Raw genomic sequence first — 17,621 nt, forward strand, 5'->3', positions numbered from 1 at the left:
CTGTCTCAATCCTTGATGAGGCTTATCAGGCACCGCGAGCAGATGGGCTGAGGATAAAGTGGACCGATCAATGAGTTGCAACATGCTGTACCCCGAGTATCAGACAGAGCGAATTCGTGCGCCAGGCAGCACTGCTTGACCAGTGCCCCGCACATTTAAAGAAATGAAGTGACCGAACCCCATCAATGACCGAGCAGGTATCGCATCACAAGACAAATCATCAAATGTCGAGGTATCAGGTTACTGAGCCTATTTCCCCGGCCACATGGGGCAATCACCCCATTTTTGATTGCGACGCCCAACCGAGCCCCAGCGACTCGCTCCCGCATTTAATGATCAGGGAACCTCGTTCGTGAAGCCTGCGTTTACGAAAAAGCGGCAACGATCCCCCCGTAGAAAGCCCGAACGGGAGTTACACGAAGAGACGAGCCACCCAACCTCGATGCGAGTGAGTAACCCTGAGTACGTGAGGCTGCTGATGGCAACGCTCGAGGGGATACACAAACGAGCCATGATGACCGTTAAGGGTCGCCTCATAAAACGGAAAATAAGCACGTTAAGCCAATTGCTGCGGTCGTAACGCCGGATATAATCGTATAAATCCAAGCTGGTTCGGCTATTTGGCCCAGTGTCAGCAGCACCCTCGTTTTTTCCAATTTAACAGCGGTGACGGCGGGCTTTCTCACGCCCTTGCGGCCGCGGCGGACAATCTCGCTTGGGCTCGCACCGGCGCGGTAGGGACGGCGTTACCTGCGACTCCTACCCTACCGCGACCAGACAGCCCTATGGCGGCCATACTGCTGTATATGATTAAGCGGCTTCAATCAGTAGGTCAGTCAAGCGTCCGCATCGCCTGTTTCAGGTGAACACCGGATGCGCATTTCCTGTAAGACACACCACAGTCCACTACATTTACACTGTAATCCCAAGAACAAAAACCGTTGCTAGCAGTACAATTTTTACTCACTAAATACGGCGTCAATGTGCGCATAGACAACGTCATTCAGCAACTTGATGGGAACTGTTACTGGATACGTTTTGCACTGTACCACCCGCGAACTCTCGGTTGATTGGCTTCCATCAAACGATCGTTTCATGAATGGCCAAATAGGGGGACGTTTCCCGCTGGGAACAAGATGACACCCTAAGCGATTTTGCGATGTCTGCGGACGGTTTCAGTGGTCGTGCTTTTACTAAGGGTCCCAGGTGCCATCGGATAGAAACTCATATTCAATGCCAATGTTTTAACGTGGAGTTTTATATATGACGGGCAACATGATTTCAATGAGCAGAGTTGGCGACTCAATACAAACAGCAACCGACACCACATCCAGCAATGAGTTTTTAGAAACTAATATCGCACGTTTGGAAAGTGATATCGCCGATGGCAGCTGGATCAACACCCAATATGCCCTTGCGGATATTGAAGTGATGCCCGCACTGGTAAATCAGGCTAACAATAAATACCCGGGAATAAACCTTGAGTTCGTCATGACACCGCAAGACCTTCCCACGGCGATAAAAAAAGCAATCGATGGCAGGATTGAATCTTCCAGGTTCATAATTAACTTTGGGGATGGCGGAATCCACTTTTCAGTCATCGATTACAAAGTTGTTAATAATAAGATGTCTCTGATATTGTTTGAACCTGCAAATTTCAATAGTATGGGCCCGGCACTGCTGGCATATAGAGCACAAATGGCAATAGAGCGCTACCCATTACCTGATTGTTGTTTCTCCGCAGTGGAAATGGATATTCAACGAAGCTCCTCTGAATGTGGAATTTTTAGTCTGGTGTTAGCCAAGAAACTTCATCGCGAATCTGACATACTACAAAGAATCCACAAGGACAACATTGACGGAGTTTTATATGGGTCGGACACCCATTTTTTACCTCGTAAACAGTTGGATACGTATCTACCCCTAACTTTTTACAAGCACACACAAGGCATGAATCGACTCAACGAATACATGCACTCAAATCCCGGGGCTGAAAATCAGATAATCAACAAAAAAAATTAAACTACCTTTGAAAGGTTTGAAAAAAACTCAGTTGTAATAGATGGCAAAGAAGTGCCGGCTTCGGCCCATAGAAAAAGGATTTCCGAATATAAATCTCTGATTACACGATGATATTACTTTTGACACGTTGTGCCAAAATTGGCGTAGAACCCCGAAATGTACATATCGCAAAACAACAATAGTCGATTGGTAGAAATCACTGCTAACCCATCAAAAACTTATATAATAGGTGAATGATTTCCAACTTCTTGTGGGCGTGTCTAATATCTTGATATTTTGAGTTGGTAGACAACATTGTCTTAGCGTACAAAACTGTCCCGCTGAAAATCACCCCCTTGTTATATTTTTCCGGAGGTAAGCCCTAATGATTGTTGCGTTTAATCGCATGCCTTGTACACCCTGCAATTACAGCATGGACTGCCAAGAGGTCACTGACACAACGTCCACTAGCGACCTGCAACAGCAGGTAGAGTCGCTCAGGGATAAAACAGGCATGGTGCTAGCGCACTTGATCCCGTTGCAACGGGTGGCATCAGACTTCAATAGTATCATCGGCTTTCGCCCCGTGGACAAATTGGCCACAGAGTTGATAGCGGAAGGGTATCCTACCAAAGGGTTTCATCTCAAAGGAAAGAGCGCCTCTTGGGGGGCGCAGGCAGGTTTTATCTGCGTCAATCAAGGTTTCAGCAAACTGGAGAATGTATCGAACGAACTCATATCCAAGTCCAACGAACAGACGCAATTATGTATTAGCGAAGGGCATGCCATCGCCGTGCCGTTGGAAGTTCCGCAAAGCCGACTACAGCACTTGCTAAAAAACGACATGATTGACCATCTTTCTCTCGAAAACGCCGATGGTATTTGTAGTTTTCAGGCAAGAGGCCCCAGCGGTCAGAAGTATGAGTTTGAAGCTCGGAGACAGCCTGGCGACGATAATGTATATTATCGAATACTTTATAATGGTAGACCAATAGAAGTACTGGCACCGTTTTTCGACACACGACCTTTCACGGTTGATTACGATTTACTACTGATTGGACCACATATTAGCGATCTAGGCCCTCAAGACAATTTACAGGTGCCTGATGTGACGCACCAGGTATTTCGCGAACGGCTAGATCACTACAGTAAAATGCCAAGCCATCCCGAACTGCGTCGTGATTATGACGATCCGACCAGCTTCTACCGTAAGAGTGATCGTGAAATTGGTAACACATCAGAGCGTGTTCGTCATATGATCCCGATCATCAATCAAGCATTGGTCGGCGATGGTGAAAAACTTATCCATCATGCCTCGGACACAAAAAATCCCGTTACTGATCCGCTAAGCAATTATCCAGCCACGTTCGTCTTGCCGATCAAGCTCGGACGTTTTAATCAAATTTGTATGATAGAGAACGAGGATGAACTTTCGGAGTTGGTGTTACACGCAAAGGACGAAGGCTACCATGTACCATTGCATCCTGTATGGGAGAAGGAGATGACTCCAAGCCTTAACCCTCGCTTTGAAGATGCCCGTACTGCATTGAAGTCGGCCCTACAGAACCGTCAATATTTTTCGGGCGAGAGTTAAGCCCAGGCACTCGGGCAGTCATATCCTTGTGCCGATAAAAGCATAATAGGGTGTTTTTAAACAATGGACGCTTCAGAAAACGGAAGATAAAAAACGTTAAGCCATTCCAACGTCCGTAACAGGCGGAAATAGTCGTATAAATCCAAGCTGGTTCGGCTATTTGGCTTATTGAACCTGGTCACGGATTTTGCAAACAGCCGTTGTCGAGCAACCGGCGTGGCGAGCGGCTGCTCGGATGCCTAAGTTGGCAGCCAACAGTTCACGTACACGTTCGTGCAAATCGAATGGCCGTGATCACCCGAAAACACGTGTCATAAACTCTCTTCGCTAATCAAAGTTTGCATGTCCACCGCCTTGGATGAGTAAGTCAAACTTTCTCCAGGGCTTACGTTGGTTTTTGGGCCCATTGCTCCGCAGACCCGGAATCCTGGCGTAGACCTCATGTCGCCCACAGCCGGAATGGGCCAACACAAAACGCGACACACCTTAAAATCTGAGTGCCGAACAAGTGTATGCGATCCATGAAGCACACCTACCGTCAGATGCGCTGCCCGTTTACCGTGGCATTTCCGGTGAGCAGTTCCACGGCAGCAATGCTTCATAGTCGGTTACTGACTGCGCATGCGGCAGACGCTCCAGTACGTGGCGCAGCCACGTATAGGGCTCCTGGCCGTTGACCTTGGCGGTCTCGACCAAGCTGTAGATCTGGGCACTGGCGGTGGCGCCTTTGGGCGTGTCGCTGAACAGCCAAGCCTTGCGCCCAATGACAAACGGCTTTATTGCGCGCTCTGCCGGGTTGTTGTCGATCGGTAAAAAACCGGCTTCCACGTAGCGTTCCAGCCGGCTCCAGTTGCTGGCCAGGTAGTTCACTGCCTTGCCCAGCACACTTTGAGGGGTGACCTGAGGCTGCGTTTTTTCCAGCCAGCCTTTCAACTGGGCCAGGATCGGCAGGCTCTTTTCCTGACGGCCAATAAAACGCTGCTCATCACTGGCATCCTTGAGTTCACGCTCGATGCCGTACAGCTTGTTGATCATCGTCAGCGCGATATCGGCACGTCCCGTCTTGCCCTTGGGCTGCACTTTTTGCGCATCGACGAACTTGCGCCGTGCATGGGCCATGCACGCCAGCCGCTCCACACCCGGTTGCAACGCCAATGCGTTATAACCCGCGTAATCATCAGTCATCACGTAGCCGCGATAACTTTCCAGCAGGCGCAACGGCACGTCCTGCGCACGGCTGGACGTGTAGTCGAACAGCACGACTTTTCGGTCTGGCGGCCCGCTGGCCTGCACCCACATCCAGGATTGGCTGGTAGGGTCGCGATCCGGTTCCTTAAGTACCTGGACGCGGGTTTCATCACAGTGGATGACCGGGCTTTCCAGCAATCGGTCGCGCAATAAATTCAGCAACGGTTGTAAGTGCTCCCCGCACTGGATAACCCAGCGAGCGAGAGTCTGACGCGGGATATCGATACCGTGTCGGCTCAGCACCGTTTCGAAACGATGCAGCGGTAAGCCATCGACATACTTGGTGGTCAGCAGCATCGCCAGTACGCTCGGACTGGCCATGCTCTTTTCGATCAACTGAGCAGGTTTATCAGCAGTCACCGGAGCCGTTTCACAACCACGGCAGCCGTAGACTTTGCGGATGTGTTTGATCACTCGGATCTGCATCGGCACGATGTCCAGCTGTTCGCTGGTTTCTTCACTGATCACATGCTTGCGGCAACCGCAGGCACAGGTCAGTTCATGTTCTGGCAGTTCGTGGATGACTTCGATGCGCGGCAGATCAGCCGACAGTGGCTTGCGTTTGCCACGACGTGGCGTCGGAGCAACCACTTCTTCGTCAGCGTCGCCGATTGAAGGCATCGGCTCGCTTTCGGGCTCGTTGAATAACGCGAGTTGAGGCGTGTTGGGTTCAACGGTCTGCTCGGATTTACGTCCGAATAAACGGTCGCGCAGCAACTTGATCTGTTCTTTTAGATCGACGATATGAGTCTGGTATGCCTCAGCCGTTGCCTGCTGACGGCTGAGTGCCTCAAGCAACATTTGCTTGAGCAGAATAGGGTCATCAGGGAGGTCTTCGGGCATCAAATTCATGCCCGGATTATACCCGTCAAGCGACGAATCTTGGCGTTAAAACCTTGTGAGGACGGTTGCGCCAGAGATCAAATCCATCCAGTAGCCAGTTCAGTTCCTGAACGGTCAGCACGATAGCCTCGTCCACCTCATCAGGTGAAATTTTAAAACGCTCGGACTCCAGGCGCTTGAGCCAAAGGCAGAAGCCGTTGCGCTCCCAGTACAACACTTTGACGCGGTTACGGTGGCGATTCAGGAAAACAAAGAGCACGGGGTCAAACACCGCGACCTTGATATCCAGTTCGACCAGCGCAGCCAGGCCATCGATGGACTTTCGAAAGTCTACCGGCTTTGGATAGAGGTACACTTTTTCAACGCTGGCATTGGGACGCATCATGGTGATGGGCTCCTCATGGAAATCGGGAGCACAGCATCAGCCGTCAGCTATCTGCTTGGAATGTGGGGTTCATGGATCCCTTACGAACAAGTCAACACCTCCGCGGATCTCAATCTCCATCGCCTTGAACCCATCAAATCGAATCGGGTGTCGAGACCATCAGGCGGTAGGAGCCGGAAGCTCCGAGGGCCGGTCTGGGCGCTTAGATACCGCAGGCGACACTTCAACAGAACCAAACTCGCTGACGTTGTTTGTCAGTCGGCAGGAACCGCCGTATACGGAACCGTATGTACGGTGGGTCGCGCAGATGACTTTTGGCAAAGCTTGCGCTTTAGCACTATCGTCCACTCGCAAGCACCGGGACTGAAAGGGCCGAGAGCTATTCCACGAGACGTTTACCTGTTTGAATAGTCTTGGCGATTTCGATTGAAACCCTCAGATAAAACTGTACGGTGAACCACGGAAAAAAACTAAATTAGGTAAGCAAGGAGAAGTAATCACATGGAACGTATTATGAAAGTCTTGATCCTCAGCGGTCTGGCTTGTTTGCTCATGGCCTGCAGCGAGACGGGGAGCGATCCCACTACGAACAACACGACGCAAAACCTGAGTCGCCCTGGACAAAATGCCCATATCGAGGTGAAAAAGGTTAAGCGAGTAGTCGTGGGACGAAACATCTTCGGTCAACCCACAGTATCGATGGCTCTGCGGACGAATAGTCACTATACGTTCGAAGTCACCCTGCTACGAGCGAATATGAAAGCCGGCTATACGGTGTACAGCGAACGCTTTAGCCATCCCGAGGTATTGCTGAGCACAAACTTGTATGGCAACAGTTTTATCCAATCGCAAGAGCATCCCACCGCGGTCAGCCTGACCATTGCTGAGATTACCGACCAGGAGGCGCTGTTTCATCTGTCAGGCACCCTGGTCAATCCGGAGACCGGTGGCTACCTCACCGTGTTGCCGTCAGTGCTCAGCGTGCGCGGAGCGTATCTGAAGGAGCTGATCGCTGGCCAGTAATGGTCTGCGCAAGACACGCAAGCCCGGTGCCCGTCGCAATGCTGTTCACTTAAGCGGAGCAGCTTTGCGGTTAACCGGATACCGGGTTTTTGACATCTTCACCGCCCTGGGCCTCGCCGGTCTGGGGCGTTTTGTTATGAAAAGCACGCCGATGCTGCCGCGAAGCTCCTCCAGGCGTCTTGGTGTGTGTGACGGCGACACTGCTCCAGCCATGACGACGAGATGGCTGGCGATGTGCCGACAGGCAAACTTGAAACTCACTTCGCTCGGCGCTAGCCCAAAGTCACCGCGAACATGCCGAATGGACGCTGCAGCGACTGATCCACTGGGCTGAGCAGACCGGGCCGAACGATACTCAAGCCCGGCTGGTCGCCATGGCCATTGATCAAGCCACTCCCGACCACACGCACTTGTTCGCGAGTCACCCGGATGTTTCGCGACAGCGGGTCTTCACGCCCACAGGCAGCCAACAACAGGGCCACCAGACAGGTGCTGCGGGTGTGTTTACGCTATCCATGGTGCGGAATAACTCTTTTAAAGCGGGCGAATAACCTGTGTGATCACAGGGTGATGATAAAAGCCGCCACCGCCGTGATCGCCACGCTGGCAACCAATTCGCCCGTCAGCGGCAGGATCAAGGTCACGGACACGATCGCCAGCAGGGGCGCGGCGAGCATCAACCAAGGACGCAGTGAGTTCGTCATGTACAGCGCTCCGTGAACAGGTAACCGTGGCCTCGCACGGTGTAGATCGGTTTAAAACCGCTCAGGCCTTCGAGTTTGGGGTTTACGCCCAAACCGCCGTAATTTCCGTCAGCCCCTAAATGCGTATTTCGAAGGTGAATGGCATTGCTCAAACGTTCGTTTGTGCTTGGTTACGGCCGGATATCGACCGATCAATGACTTATGTGATGCAAACACCTACTGCTAATTTATGCAAGAAGGCAACGGGTACTGCATTCAACGCTCGCGGAAATTTCGGCGGTTTGGGCGTACAGCCCCTGCATGCCAAACGCACTGAGCTCCCATCACCGCAACTTCCTTGTGCGAATCATTTTGCGGCGCATCGCCCAATCAGCAAAATTCGACAGCGCCCGTTTCGCCAAGTGTGCTTTTGTGGTCAGGCGCCCTGACTGGGGTAAATAAAAATTTCAACTAGGAGAAAACGATGCGAATCAGTTCTGCCCCCCATATTGTTACCGAACTGGAGATGATCGTGCGACGCCCGCCACCAGCGGATGCGACAACCGCTGTGTTCTACACCCAAGAGGACTTACCCTCATTCCATTCGCGCGGGGACCACTTGCAATCCACCCGGCATCTGGGTGAGCGTCTCATTGCCCAGGCAGCCCACACCCATGGTTATTCGTTGGTTTCCGTCGGCACGAGGCCCACACATTGGGTAGGCCTGGATAGCCTTTGTCAGACCAGCCCGCCGCCAGATACAGAGAGTCTGACGTTGCCGCCCGCAGGTCCGACTGCCGCGCAGGCGGCCTTTGTCATGGAAACCGTTTGTGACACCCTGGATGGTCTCACTGAGGAGCAGATGAGCGGCGCTAGACCAGGGTCCCCCCGCGATTTAAGGCCCCATGTGAAGGCCGTAAAAGCTGTGCTGGCCGATCAGCTTGAACTCGCGCAAGAATTCGCCGCTGGCACAGACGCGGCCTCGATGATCGACCATATCGTCTTAGAGTTGGGTGCCAACCCACAACCGCCGGCCGAAAGGGCTCAGTCCCTGTTGGACTTTTTCAGCCGCGTGTTAAGTAATCAGTTTGATGAGCATGGCGGGCGCTGGGGTGCCAACATCACCAACGTGGTACTGCGCGATCTGGCCACCGTGGGCCTGACCACAGTACTCCGGCAGTTAGCCGGTATGGCCCTGGAAAGCCGTTTTATCCAGGAGGATCTTCCCCCCGAGACACGACAATGGATCGGCGCCTCAATGATGCTGCTCGGGCCGTGCCTTAATATTTTGGGCGGCCTACGCGAAGAGATGAATGACACCGCCACCGATAAGTCCCGGTTCGCTCGCGGGACCATGCTCGTCCTTTCGCTTAGCGTGCTGGCCGCGGCCGTTGTCATTAACCGATCGGAGCCTGCTGCACAAATGGCCTCGTTCGGCCTCCAGATAGCCATTTACACCACAGTTCGCGACTTGATGCAGCTGTTTATTCCCCTGCAGGACAACACGACTTCACTGAGCGCAAGTTCAACAGCCATGGCGGGGCTGGGCTATGGCGTTACCCAAGTCATGGCCAGTCTGCTGATGGATACATTAGCTCCCCACTCGGGGGCTGGTTACCCCATGAGCGTCGCTGCGAACACCGAGAATGCCGCCGAATCACTCATGGAGATGCTCTTGGCACAATCAGTTGCCAACACTGCCCCGACAGCTTCGGCTGCCGACGTGCGCGCCAAAGTCGTCAGTGCCATCGAAGATTTGCAACCGCAACTGGGTCACGACCTTTTGCGTGGGTTGATCAATACAGTAGCCGAAATGGCCGACGACCTGCTGCGTCCCGCCATCGCACGACACCGAGAGGTCCAGAGCCTTATTGCCCGCACACGCGCCGCAGCCGAAGCGGCAGGTCAAAATGCTGACGAGGCCCTGAGGAACATTCCACCGGAAGACCTTCAGGGTCTGCGCATCTACTTCGCTACGCCACGCTTGCCCATTGTGGGCTCTGGCTTTCCCACGCGTGAACAATTTCTCGATCAGATGCTGACCACCAACGCGATGCGAACCTCGATTTTTCAGGCTGTTACCGGCGCCATCCTGACCGCGGGGACGGTGTTGGGTAACTTAGGGCTGAGCGCCACCCAACAGAACTGGGCCGGCTATGCCGTGCTCGCTGGCGTCATGCAGATCGGCTATACGCCCTTCCTCCTTGCGCATGATAGATCGCGCGACGGGAACGCCGAGCGGAGCGAAACGCCTAACCCGCAGGCCCCAGTCCGGACACCCACAACCCCAAGCGACGTGACCTACTTTTAAACCAAAGCCCAACCGGCCGCGTTCTGCGGGTGCGGCGTGTCCGGGGGTGTGAAGGCCCCCGGAACGGTTTTGTACGTTATACGTTTTATCCATCCAGCTTTTCAACTGAGCCAGGATCGGCTGGCTCTTTTCCTGGGACCCGATATAACGCTGTTCATCGCTGACATCCTTGAGTTCACATTCGATGCCGTAACGCTTGTTGATCATCGTCAGGGCGATATCGGGGCCCGTCTTGCCCTTGGGCTGCACCTTCTGTGCTTCCACGAATTTGCGCCGCGCATGCGCCATGCACGCCAGACGTTCCACGCCCGGTTGCAACGCCAGTGCGTTACAACCCGCGTAATCGTCGGTCATCACATAGCCGCGATAACCTTACAGCAGGCGCAACGGCACATCCTGCGCACGGCAGGTTTGGTCGAGACCGCCAAGATCAACGGCCAAGAGCCATATCCGTGGCTGCGCCACGTACTTGAGCGGTTGCCGCATGCCTCGTCGGTAGAAGACTACAAAGCGTTGCTGCCGTGGAACTGCTCGCCAGAGATGCCACGGCAAACCCGGCCCTATCTCGCGGTGGGTGGGGTTCATGGAGCGGACACCCTCTTTATGACGAACATTATCGACTAGGGGAGACGGAATCTCAGGTGGCTTAAGCTATGCCCGCTCGCTGCTTTTCAATGTGCGAGATCCTCTCCAGCGGTGTAAACCAGCACATGGCCATGCCATGCACAAGCCTTCAGTTGAATGTTCAGGCGCAACAAGCCCTTCCTACCGTCGCCGCGGCACAATCATTCGTTCACCCAAGATGAGTTGTATCAGCATTTTGTTCGCTTACAGACGTAGATCCGTAGCGAGCCGGCCCCCTACTTCAGGGAAGGCGAGCAGGCTCCGGGCTATGCCGCCCTACATAACGATCACACCCCCCTTGCACAATGGCTTCAGGTTGCACAACGGTTGGCGCGGCGCATTGATAAATGCTCGCCGTGAAAACGCTCAGTGCCCGGGCAGGAATGACGACGACAAACTGCACATCAGCGTAAAACGTGAACAGGTGTCACACGTCCTCAAGGCCGTGCCGGCTTTGTTATTCAGCGACCATTACCCCCCCTCGACGATTGGAAAGTTACCAACATGGCGCGAGTGAAGCCAGGAGCGCGTGCGTCAGAGAGCGAACCAATTTCACCCTGTATGTGAAACCGGCCACGGCGGACTCGCAGTCCACGGTCCATGACCTTAACAGCGTTCGTCATTTTGTGAATCGGCTGGAGTCGGCATTGATTGAGCACAACATTCAACCGGGACAACATCCCGGCTCGAACATTCACCCTGCCCATTGACAGTTCAGCAGTTACCGCAACGAATTTCGAAGTGCACGCAAAGGTAGTGAGGCGCAAAATTATGCGCTGCACGGCGAACCGTTTTACCGCATTACCGAATAGTGGCCCCTGAAAATCGCATCTTGCGCGCGCCCCGCCAGCAGGGCCGCTATTGATATCGCAAAGCGGTCTCGTCTTTTTCGCTGAGGTCTGAGCCCATTGCGCCATCGCATTCGCAAGAAATCCGGCAGGCAGATAAGGTTCCTACCTGCCGCCGGTCAGCCTTCTGTTAGGACCAGATTCAGGCGCGTCGACAATGCCGCACCGTCAGCGCGGGCCTGAAGGCGCCGGTGTAGAGCACTGTCGGAGCAGAGGTCGTGAGCGTCCGTTGGCGAGCACGCGGTTATGGACGGTTATTCGATCCCAAGGAGTACACCAACCAGGATTCACCCTCGATGGCCCGCCACTGCGCACCTTTTGCCAGTAGCACATTGGCCAACCGCTCACGAGTCTGTTTGAGCACCAAGGGGGCTAAAGGCTCCATAAATCGCCCTCGCACCCGCTGCACTCCTCGGACGTCCCGCCCGATTCGCTGAATCAGCGATACAAACTGGGAGACCGCACGACTACCCTCCTTGCCCTGAGTGTCTTGCACAGCAGTGAAATCGCAAACCGTCAGAGTGCCGTCCTCGACCCGATACACCCACGTAAAATCATCGAAGCTAACGCGCCATCCCATGACAAAACTACTTGCCTCAAAATAAGCAACTTCTGGCGTAAAGCCTTGTTGCTTCAAATAATCCGTCACGGGGTCGGCAGGCGAGAAGGAACGCATTTATCGAGCTCTCATTTGTACAGCGCTTGCCAACCGCTCATAGAGCCCCTGCAGTTCACGCGTGGCCTCACGCAACTGACGTGAAGCCTCGGCGGCGCGCTCAGCGGTCGTGGCCAGCGATTTAAGCAAAGTGTCGGCCGCCGTCGCCTGAAATTCGCCTTGCAACTGCAACTGCTGGCCCTCACGATTGTATTGAGCGGCCCAAAAAGCCCCCACCCCCTCACCCGCCTTGCCGAATCCTGACGTCGCCGATGAAATAAACTGATTGTTCACCACACCACCGTAGGCAGCGCCAGCAAAACTGACCACGCCGGATATGATTTGCGTGATGCTACTGGCCAGCGAGGCGTTGTACGTCTGCGTGATGCCTTTTTGCTTGGTATCCAAAGACGTCATCTGCTTCTCAAAGGCGACTTTCTGCATGTCGTCGTGAAACCCTCGCAAGGTGTCACGCATTTCGATGTTGAGTTTTTTCATTAACATAATCAGCTCGTTGATTCGGGTGAACGCATTGCCATCGCTCCCCTCGAGCGTTGCCGGGACGTGATTGCGCACAGGCTCCATAGCCGTGCGTGCTTGAACATTTACTGCAATCATACAATGTCTCCTTATCAAACCATCGCCGAGGCAATTTGTACTTGCACGGCGCCCGCATTCGCGATCGCTTTACTACCGTCTTCGAGTACCTGAGACTGCCCTTCAACCAGCTCACCCATACGCTTCAAGGCCGAGTTTTTTTCCGCCTGGTAGAGCGCAAAAAGTGACTGCAACCACTGCTGATCGAGTATCAGCTGGCCAATTTCTTTTTGCAGACGGGCACGATCAACCGCCAGTGCGCCGGAGGTGATCTGTGAGCCCCCCGTCAGTGCACCACGCGTCGTATGGATCCCGATATAGGTCGATGCCTTGACCACAGATTTGATCACGTCGTTACGCACCGCCTTGACGATCTCTTTAGTCACTTGCTCGGCCGTCTTCTGGATACCTTTTTCAATCGCCTTGTGCCCTACTTGCGCCACCGCATTGGTCACCATGTTTTCGATGGCCTGCTGTGAAAACTGCTTCAACATCTGGTTCACACCAAACTGCTGCACAAAGCTCTGCACCCCGGCCTTGGCCGTTGCCTTCGAGGCCTCAAGAGTGGCCTTGCTCAAGCCCTGGGTAATTTGCGCAGCCACCTGTGAGGCCACTTCCTGGCCGACCTTTTTCGCGGTTTGATCAATGGCGCTTTTGCTGCCCGTCTTGATGGCCTGGACAATGGCGGTATCCGCCCCATTCTTCAGGACGTTGCCGGTGACTTTCGGAATGACCTTGGTCAGCAACAGGTTGCGAGCTGCGCTCGTGACGTCCACCAACGCTCCGGCGATTTCAAAGCCCAGCTGTACATAACCAGCCACGTCCGCGACTTTCTTGTACTTTTCAGCATTGTCCGGATCTATCAGCGCCAACGTATTCGCCGTGGCCTTGACGATGCCCGCCAGTCCGGCCAGTAAATCCATCGCCCCACCCGTCACGGTCGTGACGTTGCCGGTCAGTACACCGCCGACGATTTTCAGGACGCCGGTGACCACTTCGACTGCCGCAATGATCCAGTCGAAAATCACACTGAAGATGCCCGCTTTTCGGGCTTTGTCCTGCTGCTCGATCGCCTTGTCCATCTCCTCACGGCAATCGCGAATTTCTTGCTGGCGAATGCGGTCCTGCTTATCGGACATGATCGCCAGGGCTTTGGATTTCGCCAGCGCAGTACCGCCCAGAATGTCACTGGACAGCAGGGTCGAGGCTAACAGGATGGAGTCCATCGGGATCTTTTCCAGATCCTTCAAGCTCATCGGCGCAATGCCATCCTGCTTTTGCGGAATGTTCGCCAGAATCCGGCTCAGCGCTTTTGTGGCTTCCAGCTGAGAGACCGGCGACTTTCCCGGCGGGGGCATGTTCAGCCGTGACGGTGGCGCGCCCACCTCCGCGGACACGCTCGTCACGGCGGGTACAGGGAGGCTGAGGCGGGTGACACTCGAGGCCGCTTGCGCGGCGGGTGCCCTCGCCAACTCGATCTGCATAGCGGCTTTTGCCTGCAGGGACACAGAGACCGTCATACCCCTCCCTCCACGGCGCAATGAGCCAATAATTGTGCGGCACTGCGCTGCATCACTTCGTGCTCCGGTCGCTGATTGCACCACTTGATGGCCGCATTGAAGGCCTTTCGTGCGCAATCGATATGCCCCAACAGGCTGTGGCTGATCCCGGCAAAGTACGCCGAGCGCGGGTCATTCACCGTGATCATTCCCGAACGAGAAAAGCAGTCCACCGCCTCCTCGTGCCGACCCAAACGCTGGTTGCACAAGCCCAAGGCCAACCAGCAATCAAAGTTCCAGTGGTCAATGCGTGCCACCATATAATAAATATTACGCGCGGCGGCAACGTCACCCGCCTCAAACAACTGGGTAGCATAAGCATACAGTTGCTCGACATCATCTTTTTTAATGTCCGCCAACATGCGGATTGAGCCGCCACGCGCAAAGAAATGCCGCAGCACGTCTTGATCGTCCTGGTCGCTCTGGTAAACAGGCTGCATCATGTTCAAATCCTCATCTTAGCATTTCGATGCACTGCGCTCGCATGACAGCTTTCTCACCAGGTGCCCTTGGACGCGCAAACCATAAAGTTTGCGCGCCCTCCCACTCGATTTAGCGAACAGCCACTGGAGTACCGTGAATCATTAAAGATCCAGCGGTGGGCGCACGAGCATCCGTTATTATTGAACCAAACCGTTAAACAAAATTTCGATTGTGCTTTTTAGCTGGGCGCGCCAGCGAGGCGGGTGCCACGTTTGCCAAACGCTCAGGTTCGGCACTGGTCAACGTCCCCAACTGCTCGCGAACTTTCTCCAAACTGCGTTCAAATGCCCCGACATGCGCCATGATCTGGCGCTGGGCTTGATACCCCTCTCTAGCCATATAATCATTGATGCTGCGCAATTTACGATCGGCCTCGGGGTCAATGCGCGCACGCTTTTCGAGCGTGAACACTTGCGCCTGTAACGCCTCAAAATCTCCAAGCTGCGCAGAAAACTTCAGTTGGTTCTTGTTCAGGTCAAGCAACACGCTCTTCAGCTTTTCAAACTCCTGCATAGAACGCCCCTCTTCAACTATCAACGGATGGCCGCAGCAGTGCCCTTGGTCATTTCAGCCAACATGCTCTGAACGCTCTGCGTCAATTGGCTTGAAGTGCTGTAATTTTGCATTATTTGCTGCAACTTCAATTGATTCTGCTGGTTAAAGTCAGACGCTCGACTCGAAACTGACTCTAAAGCCGATTTGATACTCATCAAGTCGCCCCTATCCAGGACATCTTTCTTTTCTTCCAAGAACGCATCAATGGACTCTCCCTCCACCAATATCTTGTTATCCTTCATGAATTGATGAACTACTTTACTTTTGGAAAAATCCAGTGTGTCTTTGGGCCCGTCTAATTTCGCAATCAGGCTTTCAACGGCATTGGCCTGGTCTTGCGCGTCCCGCGCCTCTGCAGATTTTTTATTCATTTGGGCAAACAGATCATTACCCGACTGGGTCAACTGCAACATGATGGCCCGCATGGTCATCAGGCCATGGCTGAACATGGACTGAGAGTCACGACTGAATACCAACTCCGGCTGAGGGGCGCCAATATGAGAACCTTCGGAAACCTGGGAAACCTGGGAAACCTGGGAAACCTGGTAAGCAGGGGAAGCAGGGGAAGCAGGGACCCACTTAATAGATTGGAAAAACGCCACAGCTGGGTTGGTGTACGAAAAAGGCTTAGAGTAAATATTCAATTAACGCCTCGAACTATGCAAATACACAATTAAACAACGCTTGATGGAAAAGCGTCATCACTTCACCGTGGTCGCTGCTCTTCTTGAGCCTGTTGAGTTGAAGGTCAGATCTAGAGAGCGATCACAGCTATAGGACCATCCTACAAACTCATCCATGTTTAGCTTCTTAATTCCCACTAAAGGTTCCAGTTTTGACTTATCCGCTGTACCCGGCGATGCACCGCCCTCTTCAGGTGAACACCGGATAGGCACTGCCGGAAAGACGCCACACACTCCCACACCTTCAACCGTCTCCCAGGAACAGGAAGCCGATGCAAGGAGTACGACTTTTATTCAGCCGGCACGGCGGCCAAGTTCGCATCGGCAACGTCATCGAGCGAATCCCCCCGCACAGCCTGGCCCTGACGCAAGCCAATACCGCCCCCTACGGTGACCACTCGGACATCCACTATTTCGACTTTCATGCGGCGGATTTCAAGCCCTTGTACAACGAGGTGGCCGATCTGCTCACGTTCGCCGATCAGGCTTTTTTCTGCCCGGCCCCGATCAGAGCAGTGCAGGGGCAGGTCGATCTGATCAATGTGCTCGAGCTGCTGGCCCAAGGGACTCCCGAGAAGCTGTTGCGCTTTGCTTACGTCTACTGCCTGGGCGTTGATCGCCATTACTTTTCAGCCTTGCTGCAACACATTCTAACCGGCGATCACCCCTTCTTAGAGTTCATCGAAGCGCATGCGCTGAATCAGTGGCCGGTCGCTCGCTATGCCCTAGAACTCGATATTCCCCTACGCAAGTTCAACGCGCTCTTTCAGGAGAAATACGGCAGCCCGGCCAAACGCTGGTTTCTGGAGCGACGATTGACCCGCTCGCGAGAGCTCTTGGTGTCGACCTCGCTGCGTGTGCTGGACATCGCTCTGGAGTGTGGCTTCGCCAATCATGGGCATTTCACGGAGAGCTTCCGAAAGCGATACCGCTGCAACCCGTCGCAATTTCGGCAACAGGCGCAGGCTTCACTGACTCACCCTACCCGTAGCTTGGACTAACGCCTCATGAACATAGAATCCGTCAACAGCCAGCTCTCGCAGATGGTCGAAAAAGCCGGCAACGACGTGCAGGCAAAAATGACTGCGGGCGACATGAATGACCCTGCGCGCATGCTTCAGGCGCAGTTTGCGATTCAGCAGTACTCAACGTTTGTTACCTATCAAAGCGCCGTGATGAAAGCGGTCAAAGACATGCTGTCCGGGATCATTCAAAAAATATGAGGCGCCTTGAAAGCGATATCTGTCGCCTGCTTTGCGAGTGCGGGCTGGCCGCCGCCAACCATGGCCTGGCCGCGCACGCCGAAACAATTCGTGCCGCACTCCCACACTTGGTCGGCGCTCCTACCGATCGACGAATTCTTGAAGCGACGTTGCTGATCGGGCTTGAGCAAATGCACGAGGCGATGAAACTGCTGAGCAACGACACCTCGATGGAGGCCTGCACCTTGCGCCAACTGATCGAAAGCCCTCGCAGCGCCGGGCTGGCTTCACCCACGCCACCCCATTTCCCCGCCCTGTTTGGATAAA

General features: G+C 54.0%; 18 protein-coding genes and 5 pseudogenes. 10 read left to right on the forward strand and 13 right to left on the reverse strand.

Going from position 1 to position 17,621, the window contains the following annotated elements:
- Window positions 1-1,263 precede the first annotated feature (1,263 nt).
- Both ACYZTX_RS00225 and ACYZTX_RS00230 read left to right on the forward strand, forming a co-directional pair.
- Window positions 1,264-2,022 carry a YopJ/AvrA family T3SS effector serine/threonine acetyltransferase gene (locus ACYZTX_RS00225; RefSeq protein WP_462032477.1) on the forward strand — a complete coding sequence of 253 codons (759 nt, stop codon included), beginning with the start codon at window positions 1,264-1,266 and terminating at the stop codon, window positions 2,020-2,022.
- A gap of 364 nt (window positions 2,023-2,386) precedes the next feature.
- Window positions 2,387-3,595, forward strand: a complete 1,209-nt coding sequence (locus ACYZTX_RS00230; RefSeq protein ID WP_462032478.1) for an anthrax toxin-like adenylyl cyclase domain-containing protein — start codon at window positions 2,387-2,389, stop codon at window positions 3,593-3,595.
- A gap of 555 nt (window positions 3,596-4,150) precedes the next feature.
- Here the strand turns inward: ACYZTX_RS00230 and tnpC are convergent.
- Together tnpC and tnpB are read right to left on the reverse strand one after the other, a co-directional pair.
- Window positions 4,151-5,695, reverse strand: coding sequence for an IS66 family transposase (tnpC, locus tag ACYZTX_RS00235; protein WP_462032479.1), 1,545 nt, complete (start codon window positions 5,693-5,695; stop codon window positions 4,151-4,153).
- 16 nt (window positions 5,696-5,711) lie between these two features.
- Window positions 5,712-6,071, reverse strand: a complete 360-nt coding sequence (tnpB, locus tag ACYZTX_RS00240; RefSeq protein WP_252117532.1) for an IS66 family insertion sequence element accessory protein TnpB — start codon at window positions 6,069-6,071, stop codon at window positions 5,712-5,714.
- A gap of 501 nt (window positions 6,072-6,572) precedes the next feature.
- Between tnpB and ACYZTX_RS00245 the strand changes: the two genes are divergently transcribed.
- On the forward strand, window positions 6,573-7,094 hold the full coding sequence (locus tag ACYZTX_RS00245) for a hypothetical protein (protein ID WP_462032480.1): 522 nt from the start codon (window positions 6,573-6,575) through the stop codon (window positions 7,092-7,094).
- Between the two features lie 45 nt (window positions 7,095-7,139).
- Here the strand turns inward: ACYZTX_RS00245 and ACYZTX_RS00250 are convergent.
- The 4 genes and pseudogenes from ACYZTX_RS00250 to ACYZTX_RS00265 all read right to left on the reverse strand — a co-directional run.
- A pseudogene (locus tag ACYZTX_RS00250) lies at window positions 7,140-7,367 on the reverse strand (IS4 family transposase); the annotation flags it as partial.
- Window positions 7,367-7,576, reverse strand: coding sequence for a hypothetical protein (locus ACYZTX_RS00255; RefSeq protein ID WP_462032481.1), 210 nt, complete (start codon window positions 7,574-7,576; stop codon window positions 7,367-7,369). The pseudogene ACYZTX_RS00250 and the gene ACYZTX_RS00255, both read right to left, overlap by 1 nt.
- 78 nt (window positions 7,577-7,654) lie before the next feature.
- A complete protein-coding gene (locus ACYZTX_RS00260; protein WP_462032482.1) occupies window positions 7,655-7,798 on the reverse strand; it encodes a hypothetical protein in 144 nt (47 codons plus the stop codon).
- Window positions 7,795-7,875, reverse strand: a pseudogene (locus tag ACYZTX_RS00265) (DNA-binding response regulator); the annotation flags it as partial. The pseudogene ACYZTX_RS00265 and the gene ACYZTX_RS00260, both read right to left, overlap by 4 nt.
- Window positions 7,876-8,261: 386 nt before the next feature.
- Between ACYZTX_RS00265 and ACYZTX_RS00270 the strand changes: the two are divergent.
- Window positions 8,262-10,088, forward strand: a complete 1,827-nt coding sequence (locus tag ACYZTX_RS00270) for a hypothetical protein (RefSeq protein ID WP_462032483.1) — start codon at window positions 8,262-8,264, stop codon at window positions 10,086-10,088.
- 81 nt (window positions 10,089-10,169) lie between these two features.
- On the opposite strand, the pseudogene ACYZTX_RS00275 reads toward ACYZTX_RS00270, so the two are convergent.
- A pseudogene (locus tag ACYZTX_RS00275) lies at window positions 10,170-10,499 on the reverse strand (IS66 family transposase); the annotation flags it as partial.
- Between ACYZTX_RS00275 and ACYZTX_RS00280 the strand changes: the two are divergent.
- The 3 genes and pseudogenes from ACYZTX_RS00280 to ACYZTX_RS00290 form a co-directional block, all read left to right on the forward strand.
- Window positions 10,500-10,637, forward strand: a pseudogene (locus tag ACYZTX_RS00280) (transposase domain-containing protein); the annotation flags it as partial.
- Window positions 10,638-10,980: 343 nt separating this feature from the next.
- Entirely contained in the window at window positions 10,981-11,229 is a 249-nt protein-coding gene (locus tag ACYZTX_RS00285; RefSeq protein WP_462032484.1) for a hypothetical protein, read from the forward strand.
- A pseudogene (locus ACYZTX_RS00290) lies at window positions 11,129-11,524 on the forward strand (hypothetical protein). Before ACYZTX_RS00285 ends, ACYZTX_RS00290 begins: the two are co-directional and overlap by 101 nt.
- A 280-nt stretch (window positions 11,525-11,804) precedes the next feature.
- On the opposite strand, the gene sseE reads toward ACYZTX_RS00290, so the two are convergent.
- The 6 genes from sseE to ACYZTX_RS00320 form a co-directional block, all read right to left on the reverse strand.
- Window positions 11,805-12,236, reverse strand: coding sequence for a type III secretion system effector protein SseE (gene sseE, locus ACYZTX_RS00295; RefSeq protein WP_462032485.1), 432 nt, complete (start codon window positions 12,234-12,236; stop codon window positions 11,805-11,807).
- Window positions 12,237-12,833, reverse strand: coding sequence for a type III secretion system translocon protein SseD (gene sseD / locus ACYZTX_RS00300; protein ID WP_462032486.1), 597 nt, complete (start codon window positions 12,831-12,833; stop codon window positions 12,237-12,239).
- Window positions 12,834-12,847: 14 nt separating this feature from the next.
- Window positions 12,848-14,332: a type III secretion system translocon subunit SctE gene (gene sctE / locus ACYZTX_RS00305; RefSeq protein WP_462036970.1), complete on the reverse strand. Its 1,485-nt coding sequence runs from the start codon at window positions 14,330-14,332 to the stop codon at window positions 12,848-12,850.
- Window positions 14,329-14,814, reverse strand: coding sequence for a SycD/LcrH family type III secretion system chaperone (locus ACYZTX_RS00310; RefSeq protein ID WP_462032487.1), 486 nt, complete (start codon window positions 14,812-14,814; stop codon window positions 14,329-14,331). Before ACYZTX_RS00310 ends, sctE begins: the two co-directional genes overlap by 4 nt.
- 193 nt (window positions 14,815-15,007) lie before the next feature.
- Window positions 15,008-15,367: a hypothetical protein gene (locus tag ACYZTX_RS00315; RefSeq protein WP_462032488.1), complete on the reverse strand. Its 360-nt coding sequence runs from the start codon at window positions 15,365-15,367 to the stop codon at window positions 15,008-15,010.
- Between the two features lie 20 nt (window positions 15,368-15,387).
- Entirely contained in the window at window positions 15,388-16,053 is a 666-nt protein-coding gene (locus tag ACYZTX_RS00320) for a hypothetical protein (RefSeq protein WP_462032489.1), read from the reverse strand.
- A gap of 311 nt (window positions 16,054-16,364) precedes the next feature.
- Here ACYZTX_RS00320 and ACYZTX_RS00325 point away from each other — a divergent pair, with 311 nt between their 5' ends.
- From ACYZTX_RS00325 to ACYZTX_RS00335, 3 genes are read left to right on the forward strand one after another with little or no spacing between them, the layout of a single operon-like run.
- A complete protein-coding gene (locus ACYZTX_RS00325) occupies window positions 16,365-17,093 on the forward strand; it encodes a helix-turn-helix transcriptional regulator (RefSeq protein ID WP_462032490.1) in 729 nt (242 codons plus the stop codon).
- Window positions 17,094-17,099: 6 nt separating this feature from the next.
- A complete protein-coding gene (sctF, locus tag ACYZTX_RS00330; RefSeq protein ID WP_462032491.1) occupies window positions 17,100-17,315 on the forward strand; it encodes a type III secretion system needle filament subunit SctF in 216 nt (71 codons plus the stop codon).
- Window positions 17,312-17,620, forward strand: a complete 309-nt coding sequence (locus tag ACYZTX_RS00335) for an EscG/YscG/SsaH family type III secretion system needle protein co-chaperone (protein ID WP_462032492.1) — start codon at window positions 17,312-17,314, stop codon at window positions 17,618-17,620. The genes sctF and ACYZTX_RS00335 overlap by 4 nt, the downstream gene beginning before the upstream one ends.
- Window position 17,621 lies beyond the last annotated feature (1 nt).

The sequence above is a fragment of the Pseudomonas sp. MDT1-17 genome (genome assembly GCF_054898105.1).

Excerpts from the sequence above, each read along its gene's own strand:
- ACYZTX_RS00225 (WP_462032477.1), top strand. The coding sequence starts at position 1,264 with ATGACGGGCAACATGATTTCAATGAGCAGAGTTGGCGACTCAATACAA.
- ACYZTX_RS00230 (WP_462032478.1), top strand. The coding sequence starts at position 2,387 with ATGATTGTTGCGTTTAATCGCATGCCTTGTACACCCTGCAATTACAGC.
- tnpC (WP_462032479.1), bottom strand. The coding sequence starts at position 5,695 with ATGAATTTGATGCCCGAAGACCTCCCTGATGACCCTATTCTGCTCAAG.
- tnpB (WP_252117532.1), bottom strand. The coding sequence starts at position 6,071 with ATGATGCGTCCCAATGCCAGCGTTGAAAAAGTGTACCTCTATCCAAAG.
- ACYZTX_RS00245 (WP_462032480.1), top strand. The coding sequence starts at position 6,573 with ATGGAACGTATTATGAAAGTCTTGATCCTCAGCGGTCTGGCTTGTTTG.
- ACYZTX_RS00260 (WP_462032482.1), bottom strand. The coding sequence starts at position 7,798 with ATGACGAACTCACTGCGTCCTTGGTTGATGCTCGCCGCGCCCCTGCTG.
- ACYZTX_RS00270 (WP_462032483.1), top strand. The coding sequence starts at position 8,262 with ATGCGAATCAGTTCTGCCCCCCATATTGTTACCGAACTGGAGATGATC.
- ACYZTX_RS00285 (WP_462032484.1), top strand. The coding sequence starts at position 10,981 with ATGCCGCCCTACATAACGATCACACCCCCCTTGCACAATGGCTTCAGG.
- sseE (WP_462032485.1), bottom strand. The coding sequence starts at position 12,236 with ATGCGTTCCTTCTCGCCTGCCGACCCCGTGACGGATTATTTGAAGCAA.
- sseD (WP_462032486.1), bottom strand. The coding sequence starts at position 12,833 with ATGATTGCAGTAAATGTTCAAGCACGCACGGCTATGGAGCCTGTGCGC.
- sctE (WP_462036970.1), bottom strand. The coding sequence starts at position 14,332 with ATGACGGTCTCTGTGTCCCTGCAGGCAAAAGCCGCTATGCAGATCGAG.
- ACYZTX_RS00310 (WP_462032487.1), bottom strand. The coding sequence starts at position 14,814 with ATGATGCAGCCTGTTTACCAGAGCGACCAGGACGATCAAGACGTGCTG.
- ACYZTX_RS00315 (WP_462032488.1), bottom strand. The coding sequence starts at position 15,367 with ATGCAGGAGTTTGAAAAGCTGAAGAGCGTGTTGCTTGACCTGAACAAG.
- ACYZTX_RS00325 (WP_462032490.1), top strand. The coding sequence starts at position 16,365 with ATGCAAGGAGTACGACTTTTATTCAGCCGGCACGGCGGCCAAGTTCGC.
- sctF (WP_462032491.1), top strand. The coding sequence starts at position 17,100 with ATGAACATAGAATCCGTCAACAGCCAGCTCTCGCAGATGGTCGAAAAA.
- ACYZTX_RS00335 (WP_462032492.1), top strand. The coding sequence starts at position 17,312 with ATGAGGCGCCTTGAAAGCGATATCTGTCGCCTGCTTTGCGAGTGCGGG.